Below are 14,657 nucleotides of genomic sequence, written 5' to 3'. Positions count from 1 at the left end.
AAAATTAGTCGGCGCGTAAAGCGATCGCTGCATCTTTTTTCGCTGCCATTCGAGCTGGAATGTGGCCGCCGATCATCGTTAGGACGGTGCTGACAGCAATCAAGATCAGGCCGTGGACCGGATTTAATTGAGCAACATTTTCGAGATCAGTCATACTATATAAGATTGCGTTGATCGGGAATGTGGCTAACCAAGCAATCAGGACACCTAAAGCTCCTGAAGCGATCCCTAAAATACAGGTTTCGGCATCAAAGACGCGGGTGATGTCTTTCTTGCGAGCACCTAATGCTTTTAAGACCCCAATTTCTTTCGTACGTTCAAGTACAGAGGTATAAGTGATGATACCGATCATGATCATGCTAGTTACCAAGGAGATCCCTGCAAAAGCGATCAAGACGTAAGTGATGGCATCCATCAAGCCACCAGTCAATTGAGTCATCGTACCCGCTAAATCGGAATAAACGATTTGGTCTTCTTTGTCTTTGCCTTTGTTGAAGTCATCCAAGTAATCAAGGATTTTTTCTTTGGCACTGAAATCATTCGGATAGATCATAATGCTGTTTGGTAAATCACTGCCGCCAAGATAAGCGATCAATGAATCTTTAGCACTTTCGTCAACGGGTTCATTCGTCATCACGTTGGTGTCGCTGTCTTTTTGGGCTTGGACGATCACTGAGTCTTGGTTTTCTTTGATGACTTCTTGCGCGAGGGCATCACTGTAGGCAATGCCAGTTGACAGCAAGTTCATCGTAGAGTTTTGCTTGATACGTAAGATTCCGCTGATCGTTAATTCTTTGTTGTTACTGTTATCGAAAACGTCATTTAAATCTTGATTTGGAATGAAGTTTCCAGTTGGTAATTCGGTGTAAAAGGCATCATTAGACGCCAATGTGATTTTTGTTCCCACGATATCGTCGAAGGACACCTTGTCGCCATCTTCAATGTCAAAACCGAGATTGATCAATGCATTGACATTCGTTACGTTGTTTTCATCGACGATCAAAACGACATCTGTGCTAGCACTTGGGTAGCTGCCTTCTAAAAGGTCATAGTTGTCTTTTAAGAAATTGCCGTTATCCTCTGATAACTGCTCGGGGAAAGTCGAAACCCCAATCCCGGTGGAGGCACTCATGGCAGACATCATGGCATTGGTCTGTTCATTGTCAGGTGATGCATTGGAGAAGCTGACTTGTTCCACAGTATCATCGATCTTACGGAAAAGGTTCAAGGAAGTGGAACGAGTGTAGCCGATATTGTTGCTTAATTCAGGATCAATGTCGTTGATGTAATCGAGAAACTCTTGATCGATTTTGTTGATATGGGTTGCACGATCCGCATCACTTAATTTAGCAGTGACCTCTTTATCTGAAGGGAAATCTTCCGATTTATCCCGCGTCCCCATCGCTGATGGATCTTGTTCAGTGGCTACTTGCGAGATCGTAATCGGAAAACGAGCTAATGTTTCTGACTGGGTATTGTCGATTTGTTTTTGGAATCCCGTTGACAGTGACAAAACAATGGCGATTCCGATGATCCCGATACTAGAAGCAAAGGCTGTCAAGAAGGTGCGCCCTTTTTTGGTGCGGATATTGTTAAACGACAAACGTAAGGCAGTCATGAAACTCATTTTTGTGTGCTTTAATTCGAATTGGTCTTTCTTTTGTCCTTCGACATGAGGGTTCGAATCTTTAATGATTCGTCCGTCTTTGAACTCAATGATCCGTCCAGCGTATTTGTGCGCCAATTCAGGATTATGGGTAACCATGATGACCAATTTTTCTTTTGATAGTTCTTGGATCAGTTCCATGATTTGGACACTGGTCTCTGAATCCAAGGCACCTGTTGGTTCATCACAAAGAAGGATATCAGGATCATTTGCTAAGGCACGAGCGATCGCTACCCGCTGCATTTGACCACCAGAAAGCTGATTTGGTTTTTTGTGCATATGCTCAGCTAAGCCCACACGCGTCAAAGCATCGGTTGCTTTTGCGCGTTTTTCTTCTTTTGACACACCGCTCAAGGTCATCCCAAGCTCGACGTTGTCGATGATGCCTAAATGACTGATCAAATTGTAGCTTTGGAAGACAAAGCCGATCGAATTGTTCCGATACGCATCCCAGTCACGATCTTTAAAGGATTTCGTTGATTTGCCGTTGATGATCATATCACCAGAATCGTAATTGTCTAAGCCGCCGATCACGTTCAACATGGTTGTTTTCCCAGAGCCGCTTGGCCCTAAAATGGCAACAAACTCTTGTTTACGAAAGGCGACGGAGACACCATCGAGGGCTTTTGTAGTACTGGCGCCAACCGTATAATACTTCTTGATATCTTTTAATTCTAACATGCTGTCACTCTTTTCTTGCCGTTTTCACGATTATTTTCATTATGTAACCACGCTATCATAATGGTTAACAAAAATCAACGATTATCATTGTTTAAACAAATAATTTATACTAAACTAAAGACAGAAAAGAGGGAGAGTATGGAAAAAGCGTTAGGAACATTCAATATGGCGGTATTTGCGGAAATCTTTTCGCTGATGGGAAACATATTGTTTGAAGAAATCGGTCTGGAAGATTTAAAATTGACCAAAATGGAAATCTTGGAACTCGTGGTGATCTCTAGTAATGAAGGAATCACGATGTCCGAGTTGGCCCAGCAAATCGGTACGTCAAAAGTCCAAATCAGTCGTTCGATCTCGGGGTTAGAAAAGGCTGGCTTTGTGGTCCGCAAAACCAACGGCGTCAATCGCCGCAACGTCAATGTTTATTTGGAAGAAGCTGGGAAGCAGTTGTTTGTCCAAAAGAAAAAACAAGTGGAAGACCGCTTGAATGCCAAAACCGCTCAAATGGCTGCAGAAGATATCCAGCAGTTGAGTCAGTCGTTGACGGAAGCAGTGGGGATCTTGCGGAAATATGACATTTTACGGACTGGCAATCAATGTGAGAAAAATACGCCGTTTGATTAAAAAAGGGCGAAGCAATCGTTTGCTTTTTAATTACTGAATTAATTTCATATTAACTTATATTATCGACTTTTTAGATAAAGCAACCGATTGCGTTTTTCTCTTGTTTTGACTTCTGATTTGTGCGACAATGAGTATATCAAACAAGTTAAAGGAGTCTGCTATGAATACTACTGCCATTTATCATCGTCCCGAAAGTGAATTTGCGTATTTGTACGAGAAGGATAAAATGCATATCCGTTTACGTACCGCCCGTCAAGACGTCCGCCATGTCCAGCTGCTTTGCGGCGATCCTTACACACTGTATAAAGAAGCTTGGTACCAGCAAAGAATTGAAATGAAAAAAATTCTTTCCACGGACTTGCATGATTATTGGCAAGTATCGGTCGGAGCAGAATTCCGCCGTTTGTCTTACGGCTTTTCCATCGAAAGTTACGATGGGTTGCATGTCTTTTATGGAGACCACGGGGTCTATCCTTTTGAGCAGCAATATTTAGAAATGAACAACAATTATTTTCGGATGCCTTACTTCCAAGAAGCCGATCGTTTCAAAATTCCTGAGTGGGCAAAAGAAACCGTTTGGTATCAAATCTTCCCTGAACGCTTTGCAAATGGGGACCCATCAAATGATCCAGAAGGTGTATTGCCTTGGGGCTCAAAAAATCCCGATCGCCAAGACTTTTTCGGCGGGGATCTGCAAGGGGTCATCGATCATTTGGATTACCTCGTCGATTTAGGCATCAATGGGATATACTTCTGTCCGATTTTTGAGGCCTATTCGAATCACAAGTATGATACCATCGATTATTTAGCCATCGATCCAGCGTTTGGGGATAACGACACCTTTAAACGCTTAGTGGAGGAATGCCACAAACGCGGCATCAAAGTCATGCTAGATGCTGTGTTCAATCATATGGGGGATACTTCGCATCAATGGCTAGATGTCATCAAAAACGGCAAAGATTCGCCCTTTGCTGATTGGTTCCACATCAATGAGTTTCCTGTCAACTACAAAGAAGGGGAAAACTTTGAAGATGCCTATGACATCACCTATGATGTGTTTGCCTTTACGCCGCATATGCCAAAACTCAATACAGAAAATCCCGACGTGCAAGATTATTTGTTGAAGATCGCTCGTTATTGGATCGAAGAGTTTGATATCGATGCTTGGCGCTTGGACGTTGCAAATGAAGTCAGTCACCACTTCTGGAAAAAATTCCGCCAAGTGTGTGATGATGCCAAAGATGATTTTTATATCCTTGGGGAAATTTGGCACTCTTCTCAACGGTGGTTACAAGGCGACGAGTTTCATGCAGTAATGAATTACGCCTTTACGGATGCAATCATTGAATATTTTGTCAAAGACGAGATCTCCATGACGAAAATGGTCTCGGAATTAAATAACCAGCTGATGTTGTATCGGGAGCAAACCAATCAAGTGCAGTTCAATATCTTGGATTCTCATGATACCCCGCGCTTGTTAACTTTGGCTCGAGGAGACAAAGACTTGATGCGCCAAGTGATGGCCTTTACGTATCTGCAACAAGGCGTCCCTTGCCTGTATTACGGTGATGAGATCGGTTTGACCGGCGATATGGACCCGGATTGCCGTAAATGTATGATTTGGGAAGAAGAAAAGCAAGATCGTGATCTCCTGCATTTCACTCGCTCATTGATCAGCATTCGCAAAGACAACCAGAAAGTCTTATCAGAAGGTTCCTTGAGTTGGAACTGGGTTTCGGAAGAGGATGGACTGATCATTTTCGAACGAGAGTTAGGGGCACAGCGGATCATCGGTATTTTCAATACGGGCGATGACCAAATCACTCTTTCTCGTCCTGATTCGATCCTGATGGAACAGTTTGTCCAACTGGAAGATGAAACGATGATTATTGATAACAAAGGCTTTGCTATCGTGAAAGTAAACAACGAAGAATCGAATGAAGCATAAAAATGAGGCAAGAATTGCATATGCAATTCTTGCCTCATTCAATGTTTTGGGTATTTTTAATTTCCCCATGCACGTTGGAAAGAATCTTCCCCAAAATTCCTTCTGTCGGTATTATATCCTATAACACCTGAATGTGACAAATGATAACCCTTAAATATAGGTAGAATTTTTCTACAAAGGGGAAAAAGATTGAAAATTTAGACAGTATTGCCTTCTTTTTGCGCTTCTTTCCACGAAAGGTCTTTTCTTTTTTACAAGATATGATAAACTAGTAAAAATGTATTTTTATTCGAGGAGTGATTTGATGAGTACGGGGTATCACGTAGCAGTTGTCGGGGCTACCGGCGCAGTAGGAACAAAAATGATTGAGATGTTGGAGAAGACCACGTTGCCGATCAAAAAAATAACGTTGTTGGCATCCAAACGTTCTGCTGGGAAGACCCTTGTGTTCAAAAATGAACCGCTCGTTATTCAAGAGCTGACCGCAGATTCCTTTGCAGGCGTCGATATTGCATTGTTCAGTGCCGGTGGCGGCATTTCAAAACAATTTGCTCCAGAAGCAGTCAAACACGGTGCAGTCGTGATCGACAATACCAGTCATTTTCGGATGGACCCGAATGTTCCTCTAGTCGTTCCTGAGGTGAATCCTCATGTATTAGCGCAACATAAAGGAATCATTGCCAATCCGAATTGTTCAACGATTCAAATGATGGTGGCGTTAGAACCAATTCGTCAAAAAGTCGGTTTATCGAGGGTCTTGGTTTCGACGTATCAAGCAGTTTCAGGTGCTGGCGCCCAAGCCTTGGCTGAATTGACTCGTGAATCTCAAGAATTATTAGCTGGCAAAGCCGCTGATGAACTAAACCCTGAGATTTTACCAGCAGGCAGCGACAAGAAGCACTACCCGATCGCGTTTAATGCCTTGCCGCAAATCGATGTTTTTGCCGAAGAGGATTATACTTACGAAGAGTGGAAAATGATCAATGAAACGAAGAAGATCATGGAAGATACGCAGATCAAAGTAGCAGCTACGTGTGTGCGGATCCCTGTGTTTAGCGGTCATTCGGAGTCGATTTATATCGAGACCAAAGACCATGCTAGTGTTGAGGAAGTCAGACAGTGGATCAGCGAAGCGCCAGGAGCTGTCTTGCAAGATGATCCGAGTCAACAAGTGTACCCGCAAGCTTTGACCAGTGTGGACAAAACAGAAACCTTTGTTGGTCGGATTCGCAAAGATTTGGATGTCGAAAACGGCTTGCATTTATGGGTCGTTTCTGATAATTTGCTGAAAGGGGCGGCATGGAACTCCGTTCAAATCGCCGAAAGCCTGCATCAGCAAGGATTAGTTCATGTGTAAACCATAAGTTTTTCAGAAAAGTGTGGTGAATGCCACGCTTTTCTTTTTTTTGTTGTATAATAATAGGGACGGCTTATGCTTGGGAAATAATACAGTAGAAAAAAATTAAGAGGTGAATAAAAGTGGAAACGATAAAAATCATTCCTCTTGGCGGTGTACGCGAAAACGGAAAGAACATGTACATTGCTGAAGTTGGCGAGGATATATTTGTGCTGGATTGCGGTGTCCGTTATCCAGAAAATGAATTATTAGGGATCGATACAGTGATTCCAGACTTCACATATTTAGAAGAAAATGCCGACCGTGTGGCGGGTGTCTTCTTGACCCATGGGCATGCAGATGCGATTGGTGCATTGCCTTATTTCTTGGAGAATATCCAAGTACCGGTCTTTGGGACCGAGTTAACGATCGAACTAGCAAAATTGACCGTGAATAAAAATGAAGCTACCAAGCGCTTCAAAGATTTTCATGTGATCGATGAACATTCGGAGATCGACTTTGGTCATGCGACCATCAGCTTTTTCCGTACGACCCATTCTATCCCTGATTCTGTTGGGATCAGCGTCAAAACAGAAGCTGGCAATATCGTTTATACAGGAGATTTCAAGTTTGACCAAACAGCGATCCCTATGTATCAAACCGATTTTGGCCGCTTAGCGGAAATTGGAAAAGAAGGCGTCTTAGCATTGCTAAGCACGTCTTCAAATGCCGAAAATCCAACGCCGATCGCTTCTGAATTGACGATCCAAGATGAAGTTTATGACAATATCCGTTACTGGGAAGGTCGGATCATCGTCGCTAGTGTTGCCAGCAATTTGCAACGGGTGCAACAAGTATTAGATGCGGCGTTTCGTTCTGATCGCAAAGTCGTTTTGACCGGGCAAGATTTTGGTCGGATCATCAAAACGGCCATGAAGTTAGGGAAATTAAAATTACCTGCCGAAGACTTGCTGATCACCCAAAAAGAAATGAAAAAATACTCAGACGAACAGTTGCTGATTTTAGAAACAGGTCGTATGGGTGAACCAATCAAAGCGTTGCAAAAAATGGCCAACGGCTCTCACCGGACGCTGCGCATCAAAGAAGGAGATCTTGTTTACATCACAACAACGCCGACAACGGCAATGGAAACTGTGGTTGCGAAAACGGAAGATATCATCTATCGCGCTGGCGGTACCGTGAAACAGATCTCGGATAATTTCCGTGTTTCTGGTCATGCCAACCCGAATGATCTGCAGCTGATGTTGAATATGATGAAACCGAAGTACTTTATCCCTATTCAAGGCGAGTACCGCCAATTAGCCGCCCATGTGGACTTGGCGCAAGAAGTCGGGATTCCGATGAAAAATATCTTCATTACTGCTCGTGGAGATGTGTTAGAATACAAAAAAGGCGAAATGATCGCCGCAGGTGCGGTTCCAGCTGAAAACGTCATGATCGATGGGATCGGTGTCGGTGACATTGGGAATATCGTCCTGCGAGACCGCAAAGTCTTATCTGAAGACGGAATCTTCGTTGCGGTAGTGACGATCAATCGTCGCGAAAAGAAAATTATTTCTGCACCACAAATCACTTCTCGCGGGTTTGTCTATGTGAAAGCCAGCCGCGATCTGATTCGTGAAAGTGGCGAGATCGTGGAAGAAATCGTAGAAAAACACCTTCATGATGAAGAGTTTGAATGGAGCAAATTGAAACAAGATATCCGTGATCGTTTGAGTCGTTTCTTGTTTGAACAAACCAAACGCCGTCCCGTCATCTTGCCGGTCATCATGGAATCAAGCCAAAGAAATCGCAACCGTAAATAATTCGTTTTGACCTACTGACAAAAGCAGGTGAAAGAATAGCCGTTTGACGGCCGATTTCTTTTCACCGAAGCTTTTGTCTTTTTTTATGTAAGAAAACAGGTGGCGTTTTTTTTATAAAATGCCCCTTATTTTGGTCGTGATGAGCAGATAAGGATTGACGGCGAATGGATTTCGATCAATAATACAAAGTTGTCCCCCTAAGACTAGAGGAACAAAACAAGCAAAGAGAGGATGGTCGATTTGTGAATAGTTATCAAGAAAATCCCGTAGTACAACAGAGAAAGTGGTGGATTCTCATTGCTGTTTCGATGTTTACCTTTATGTCAACACTGGATGGGAGTATCGTAAATATCGCTTTGCCCACGATCTCGGCAGATATGGGTGTCCCTATGAATCAAGCGGAATGGGTCGTATCCGTCTACTTGATGATCGTTTGTGCCTGCCTTTTGTTATTCGGTAAGGTAGGGGATAGTTGGGGTAAGATCAAAGTATTCCGCTTGGGGATGCTGATCTTTATTATCGGTTCGCTGTTATGCGGGTTTAATCATTCCTTAGCATTTCTGCTATTTGCCCGAGTCGTGCAAGCGATCGGAGCCAGCATGACGATGGCGACGAATACCGGAATCATTACTGAAGTCTTTCCTATGAGTGAACGAGGACGCGCCTTAGGGATGATTGGTGCCTTTGTTTCGTTAGGCTCCATCGCCGGTCCTGGATTGGGCGGAGTGATTTTGGCGCATTTTTCTTGGCCGTTTATTTTTTGGATCAATGTTCCAGTCGGTATTCTGACAATGATTGCTGGAGAAAAGGTGTTGCCAAAAGATATCACCATGAGTCATGATTCCATCGATAAAACCGGGTTTGTGCTGTTTTCAATTGCAATTATCAGCTTCTTCGGCGGCATTTTTCTTGGACAAGAGCGTGGCTTTCTAACGTGGCTGCCGCTGCTGTTGGTGGGGATCGCCTTAGTGGCATTCATCGTCTTTTTGCGAGTAGAAGCGCGTGTGAGCAAACCGCTGATTACCTTTGGGATCTTTCGTAATAAAATTTTCACCATGAGCCTGATCACGGCGTTGCTGATCTTTTCTGCAAACTTTTTTGTCAATGTCGTGATTCCCTTTTACTTGCAAAGTGCCCGAGGCTTAACGCCGAGTGTGGCAGGAATGCTGATGATGGTCTTTCCTTTGATGATGGTCATCGGTTCACCACTTAGCGGCTATCTGACGGACCGTGTAGGACCGGAGATCTTGGTCTTAGCTGGCTTAGCGTTGCTGTCCATCACTCAGCTGATGTATATGTTTATGAATCAGCATACGCCGATTTGGTACTATGTCGTCGCTACTGCCATCATGGGGTTAGGCAATTCGTTGTTCCAATCCCCCAACAATACGATGGTGATGAGCAGCGTCACCAAAGAAAATCTTGGGGTGGCAGGTAGTCTAAATTCCTTTGCCCGTAACTTGGGCATGGTCTTAGGGATATCCTTAGCAACGACGATTCTTTATGCCGCAATGAGTCAAGCCTATGGGAAGCATGTGACGACCTATATCGCAGGTCGGGCAGATATTTTTGCCTATGGCATGAAAATCACCTTCTTTGGGGCGTTCCTTCTTTGTATCACGGCGTTATTCTTAACAGTCTGGCGCATCTATAAACAAGGTGGACGTAAGAAAACGCTATGATCGCTTGAAGTCATCAGGTCGAACTGTTCTATTCCTTATTCAGAAAGGGTAGAACAGTTTTTTTATTTTTCTTGATAAGAACCAGAAAAAGGACGGATGTAATAAAGCTGCCAGAATTTGTGCTTTTGGATTTCTGGCGTTATCTGTTATAATGAAAAATATTAGACTGTATTACTTAGATGGAAAGGGGAATGTTGTATGAAACTTACGTATCACGGACACTCGGTGCTTGCTATCCAATTAGCGGATGGCCAAAAATTGTTGTTTGACCCTTTTATTACTGGAAATGCTCTGACTGATTTGGATGCAGACACAGTGGAAACCGATTGGCTTTTGATCACGCATGGTCATAGCGATCATATTGGGGACATGGTGCCGATCGCCAAAAGAAATGAAGCACCAGTGATCAGTGTCGTTGAAATTTGCCGCTATGCAGCCCGCAAAGGCGTTGCTGAGACGCATGGCATGAATATGGGAGGCTCTTTTGAGTTCCCGTTTGGCAAAATCTCAATGGTGGAAGCGAAACACAGCTCTGGTCTTGAAGAAGACGGAACGATGATCTATATGGGCAACCCAGTGGGGATCATTTTAGAAGCAGAAGGCAAAACCATCTACCACGCTGGCGATACTGCCCTCTTTAGCGATATGGCGATGATCGGTGAACGTTTCGATATCGATGTGGCGTTTTTACCGATCGGGGATAATTTTACGATGGGCGTTCAAGATGCTGCAACAGCAGCGGCGCTTTTAAACGCGAGCAAAGTAGTACCGATCCATTACAATACGTTTCCAATGATCAAGCAAGATCCGCAAACCTTCGTGAATTTATTGCCGGCAGGTGTGGGCCAGATCCTTGCAGTCGGTGAGACATTAGAAGTTTAAGCAACAGGAAGATTCGTAGTAGGAATAGGGGATAATTATGGCGACAAAACACGACTTGATTTTAGCGCATATCGAGAATCTGCCTGTAGGCGATCGCATCTCGGTGCGGGGAATCGCAAAAGACTTGAATGTCAGTGAAGGAACAGCCTATCGGGCGATCAAAGATGCGGAAAATATCGGCTTGGTTTCAACGATACAACGTGTGGGAACCATTCGGATTGAACGGAAACTAAAGAAACACATTGAAAAACTAACTTTCGGCGAAGTCGTCCAAATCATTGAAGGCGATGTTTTGGGCGGCGCAGCCGGTTTAGACAAAGACTTGAACAAATTTGTTATCGGCGCCATGAAGGAATCGGCAATGGAACGCTACATCACGCCTGGTTCCTTAGTGATCGTCGGAAACCGTAACGAAGTCCACAAGTTGGCACTGGAAGATGGCGCAGCCGTCTTGATCACGGGGGGCTTTGAAACCTCAGAGGAAATCTGTCGCTTAGCAGACGAATTGGAGCTGCCGATTTTACAAACGACCTATGACACCTTTACCGTGGCAACGATGATCAACCGTGCCTTGAGTGACCAGCTGATCAAAAAGGACATCATGCTGGTGAGTGACATTTATATGCCATTGGAAAAAACCAAGTATCTGCACACCTTTGATACGGTCAAGGATTACAAACTGCTTTCGGAGTCTACCAACCACTCCCGCTATCCAGTCGTCAACAAGAATATGCGGGTCGTTGGGATCATCACAGCCAAAGATGTCCTAGAAAAGCCTGACACGCAGATCATCGAACGAATCATGACCCGGGAACCACGGGTCGTAAAAAAAGAGATGAGTGTGGCCTCTGCCAGCCATCAGATGATTTGGGATGGCTTAGAAGTGATGCCCGTCGTAGCAGATGACCTTTCTTTGATTGGGATCGTTACACGCCAAGACATCATGAAAGCGATGCAGATGGTCCAACGACAAACACAAATTTCAGATACGATTTCAGACCAAATCTCGGGACAGATGCAAGTCATCGAACAAGATTTTGAAGGGAACAAATTGCCGCAGCCGCATTTCAGCTTTGCGGTGACGCCTCAAATGGTCAATGAAGTCGGAACGATCTCTTTTGGTGTCTTGAGTGAAGTGATCGCGAATACGGCAAAACGTACCATGCAGTTGAATCAACGGCGCAATAGTTGGATCGAGCAAGTCAATCTGCATTACTTCCGTTTGATCCAATTAGAAAGCGAGATCATCATTCAACCGAAGATTCTAGAACTGGGGCGACGTTCGGCGAAAATCGATATCGAAGTATCGATCGAAAATTCCTTAGTGGCAAAAGCGATCGTGGTATGCCAAGTAATGGAACGCCCATAAATCATCGAAAACGGCACTTATGGAAAAATTTTAGAGAGAAAGTTGAGACCATTCATGAAGGTACAAGAAGAAATACTTGCAACAATCAAAGCATTCGACCGAATCATTATCCATCGGCACCAGCGCCCTGATCCAGATGCATTAGGATCACAAGTGGGTTTGGCAGAAATTTTACGAGCTAGTTTTCCCGAAAAAGAAATCTATCAAGTCGGCGGACCTGTTGAAGGATTGGATTACTTGGCGCTGATGCAGACGATCCCTGATGATTTGTATAAAGGAGCGTTGGTGATCGTTACAGATACGGCCAATGCACCACGGGTCAGTGACCAACGCTATGATCAAGGGGCGAAATTGATCAAAATCGATCATCACCCTAATGATGAGCCTTACGGAGAGCTGGTCTGGGTCAATACAAAAGCCAGCAGCTGTAGTGAGATGATCGTTTCGTTTTGGCAAATGTTTCAAAACGAGCTGACGATGACGCAAGAAGCGGCTCGTCTGCTATATGCAGGCATTGTTGGTGATACTGGACGGTTTTTATATCCGTCAACGACAGCGACAACGCTGCGCTTAGCGGCTGAACTATTGGATTACGGTTTTGATGCACCGAAGATCAATCGGCAATTGGATCAAGTCTCTCGCAGTGTTGCTCGCCTTTCAGGGTATGTCTACGAAAACATCGAGATCGATGAGATTGGTGCTGGCAGAGTGATCCTATCACAAGAATTGCAGCAGCGTTTTGGCGTAGTGGATTCGGAAACCTCAGCAGTCGTTTCCTTACCAGGGAAAATCGACGAAGTGATGGCTTGGGCGATCTTTGTCGAACAACCAGAAGGCTATTACCGGGTGCGGATGCGTTCGAAAGGTCCAGTGATCAATGAGATCGCCAAACGCCATCATGGCGGCGGACATCCCCTTGCCAGTGGAGCAAATGCAAAAGACCTTGAAGAAGTTGCAGTGATCTATCAAGAGATCCAAGCAGCGATCAAAGAATTTCAAGCAGAATAAACACTTTTACAAGCACATTTGCCAATAGAAAAAGGGCGTGCCAAAAGCTTTCGGCACGCCCTTTTTTAGACAAAACGCAGCGCAGGCTCATCACTGAACCGGCACTGCGTTTTTTTGTTGCGTATTTACGAGAAAATAAGAAGTTTACCCCCGTAGATCGTCTAAAAATTCGGTTTTGCTTTTCGTTTTCTCGTCTTTCATTTTGATGACTTTAGCTGGTGAGCCAGCAACGACTGCTCCAGCAGGGACATCTTCCGTCACCACAGAACCGGCAGCAACGACTGCACCTTCGCCGACACGGACGCCTTCAAGGACGACGGCATTTGCGCCGATCAAAACATTGTCTTCAATGATGACTGGGCTTGCTGAAGGTGGCTCAAGAACGCCAGCCAAGACAGCACCAGCGCCAATATGGGCTTTTTTCCCAACGGTTGCCCGGGCACCTAAAATCGCCCCCATATCGATCATGGTTTCTTCACCAACCACAGCACCAATGTTGATCACTGCCCCCATCATGATAACGGCATTTTTTTCAATGATGGCTTGGTCCCGGATAAAGGCACCTGGTTCGATACGGGCATCGACTTTCGTCAAGTCCAACAAAGGAATCGCTGAGTTGCGGCGATCATTTTCCAGATAGTGATCGGTGATTTTGTCTTGGTGCGCGGTTAAAAACTCAGCTACTTTTTGACTGTCACCAACCACGAAATAGAAGGTGCCGTTACCAAACAATTGGATGCCATCTGCTTGGACGTCGCCAAGATCTCCATTGATATAGACTTTTACAGGTGTTTGTTTATTTGCTTCTTTGATATATTTTGCTAATTGATAAGGATCGGAAAATTGTAATTCTGTCATGAGAGACCACCTTTACTTGTCGATTAGATTTTGCATGGAATAAAAACCGGCTGGTTGATCGGCTAAAAATTCCGCTGCTTTTAGTGCACCATTGGCGAAGATTTCGCGGGAGAGCGCAGTGTGTTTTAATTCAATGATTTCATCCTGCCCAGCATAGATGACAATGTGTTCCCCAGGGATCGTTCCGCCGCGAACGGCATGGATGCCCATCTGCTTGCGGTCATTTACTAGATCACTGCCTTCACGCCCGTAGAGATACTCTTTTTTTGTTTCGCAGCTGTCATTGATACTATCTGCCAACAGCAAAGCTGTACCGCTTGGTGCATCAAGTTTTTGATTATGATGCTTTTCGATGATCTCAATGTCAAAGTCAGCTTCTAATGCGGGGGTGATACTTTGTAGTGCTTTGATCAGTACATTGATCCCCAACGACATATTGGCAGAATAGAAAACCGGAATCACTTTAGCAGCCAACGGCAGCATCATCTGCGTGTCTTCCGTCAAACCAGTTGTAGCAACCACGATTGGCAGCTGCTGTTCGACACAATAGTTCAACAAGGCAGGCACATTGCTATAATGAGAAAAATCAATCACCAAATCGATCGGTTGCGTGATTTTTTCTGGACGATCATAGATTGGAAAAGGACCATCTAATTGCTCGGTACGATCTAAGCCGGCGGCCACTTCTAACTGAGGGTGCTTTGCGATCAGGCTTTGCAACACTTTGCCCATGCGACCGTTTGCACCACTTAATAAAATTTGTTTCACCAAAAACTC

General features: G+C 44.4%; 11 protein-coding genes. 8 read left to right on the top strand and 3 right to left on the bottom strand.

The window, feature by feature from the left end:
- Positions 1-4 precede the first annotated feature (4 nt).
- Positions 5-2,347: an ABC transporter ATP-binding protein/permease gene (locus IGI71_RS14335; RefSeq protein ID WP_201688376.1), complete on the bottom strand. Its 2,343-nt coding sequence runs from the start codon at positions 2,345-2,347 to the stop codon at positions 5-7.
- Positions 2,348-2,485: 138 nt separating this feature from the next.
- On the opposite strand from IGI71_RS14335, the gene IGI71_RS14330 reads away from it, so the two are divergent.
- The 8 genes from IGI71_RS14330 to IGI71_RS14295 all read left to right on the top strand — a co-directional run bounded on the left by IGI71_RS14330 (position 2,486) and on the right by IGI71_RS14295 (position 13,022).
- A complete protein-coding gene (locus tag IGI71_RS14330) occupies positions 2,486-2,971 on the top strand; it encodes a MarR family winged helix-turn-helix transcriptional regulator (RefSeq protein ID WP_010749984.1) in 486 nt (161 codons plus the stop codon).
- A gap of 160 nt (positions 2,972-3,131) precedes the next feature.
- Positions 3,132-4,919, top strand: a complete 1,788-nt coding sequence (locus IGI71_RS14325; RefSeq protein WP_005228237.1) for a glycoside hydrolase family 13 protein — start codon at positions 3,132-3,134, stop codon at positions 4,917-4,919.
- Positions 4,920-5,223: 304 nt separating this feature from the next.
- Positions 5,224-6,276 carry an aspartate-semialdehyde dehydrogenase gene (locus IGI71_RS14320; protein WP_060791473.1) on the top strand — a complete coding sequence of 351 codons (1,053 nt, stop codon included), beginning with the start codon at positions 5,224-5,226 and terminating at the stop codon, positions 6,274-6,276.
- Between the two features lie 122 nt (positions 6,277-6,398).
- Complete coding sequence (locus tag IGI71_RS14315) at positions 6,399-8,081, top strand: ribonuclease J (RefSeq protein ID WP_005228243.1); 1,683 nt, start codon at positions 6,399-6,401, stop codon at positions 8,079-8,081.
- Positions 8,082-8,323: 242 nt separating this feature from the next.
- On the top strand, positions 8,324-9,763 hold the full coding sequence (locus IGI71_RS14310; protein WP_015510327.1) for an MFS transporter: 1,440 nt from the start codon (positions 8,324-8,326) through the stop codon (positions 9,761-9,763).
- A 198-nt stretch (positions 9,764-9,961) separates the two neighbouring features.
- Positions 9,962-10,645: a metal-dependent hydrolase gene (locus tag IGI71_RS14305; protein ID WP_005228247.1), complete on the top strand. Its 684-nt coding sequence runs from the start codon at positions 9,962-9,964 to the stop codon at positions 10,643-10,645.
- 37 nt (positions 10,646-10,682) lie between these two features.
- Positions 10,683-12,014 carry a DRTGG domain-containing protein gene (locus IGI71_RS14300; protein ID WP_005228249.1) on the top strand — a complete coding sequence of 444 codons (1,332 nt, stop codon included), beginning with the start codon at positions 10,683-10,685 and terminating at the stop codon, positions 12,012-12,014.
- 54 nt (positions 12,015-12,068) lie between these two features.
- Positions 12,069-13,022, top strand: coding sequence for a DHH family phosphoesterase (locus tag IGI71_RS14295; protein ID WP_430615852.1), 954 nt, complete (start codon positions 12,069-12,071; stop codon positions 13,020-13,022).
- Positions 13,023-13,166: 144 nt separating this feature from the next.
- On the opposite strand, the gene dapD is transcribed toward IGI71_RS14295, so the two are convergent.
- Together dapD and dapB are read right to left on the bottom strand one after the other, a co-directional pair.
- Positions 13,167-13,880 carry a 2,3,4,5-tetrahydropyridine-2,6-dicarboxylate N-acetyltransferase gene (gene dapD, locus IGI71_RS14290; RefSeq protein WP_005233952.1) on the bottom strand — a complete coding sequence of 238 codons (714 nt, stop codon included), beginning with the start codon at positions 13,878-13,880 and terminating at the stop codon, positions 13,167-13,169.
- A 12-nt stretch (positions 13,881-13,892) separates the two neighbouring features.
- Positions 13,893-14,648 (bottom strand): 4-hydroxy-tetrahydrodipicolinate reductase, encoded by a 756-nt coding sequence (gene dapB / locus IGI71_RS14285; protein ID WP_005233953.1) that lies wholly within the window; start codon positions 14,646-14,648, stop codon positions 13,893-13,895.
- Between the last annotated feature and the right edge of the window lie 9 nt (positions 14,649-14,657).

The organism is Enterococcus sp. DIV1279b, assembly GCF_050531515.1.
Taxonomy (GTDB): domain Bacteria; phylum Bacillota; class Bacilli; order Lactobacillales; family Enterococcaceae; genus Enterococcus_D; species Enterococcus_D casseliflavus.
Note: the sequence above shows the minus strand (reverse complement) of the source record. Positions and strands in the feature narration are given on the sequence as shown.

What these genes read in the sequence shown, in the direction of transcription:
- IGI71_RS14320 (WP_060791473.1), top strand. Translation starts at nt 5,224, where the DNA reads ATGAGTACGGGGTATCACGTAGCAGTTGTCGGGGCTACCGGCGCAGTA.
- IGI71_RS14325 (WP_005228237.1), top strand. Translation starts at nt 3,132, where the DNA reads ATGAATACTACTGCCATTTATCATCGTCCCGAAAGTGAATTTGCGTAT.
- IGI71_RS14300 (WP_005228249.1), top strand. Translation starts at nt 10,683, where the DNA reads ATGGCGACAAAACACGACTTGATTTTAGCGCATATCGAGAATCTGCCT.
- IGI71_RS14330 (WP_010749984.1), top strand. Translation starts at nt 2,486, where the DNA reads ATGGAAAAAGCGTTAGGAACATTCAATATGGCGGTATTTGCGGAAATC.
- IGI71_RS14295 (WP_430615852.1), top strand. Translation starts at nt 12,069, where the DNA reads ATGAAGGTACAAGAAGAAATACTTGCAACAATCAAAGCATTCGACCGA.
- IGI71_RS14305 (WP_005228247.1), top strand. Translation starts at nt 9,962, where the DNA reads ATGAAACTTACGTATCACGGACACTCGGTGCTTGCTATCCAATTAGCG.
- dapD (WP_005233952.1), bottom strand. Translation starts at nt 13,880, where the DNA reads ATGACAGAATTACAATTTTCCGATCCTTATCAATTAGCAAAATATATC.
- IGI71_RS14335 (WP_201688376.1), bottom strand. Translation starts at nt 2,347, where the DNA reads ATGTTAGAATTAAAAGATATCAAGAAGTATTATACGGTTGGCGCCAGT.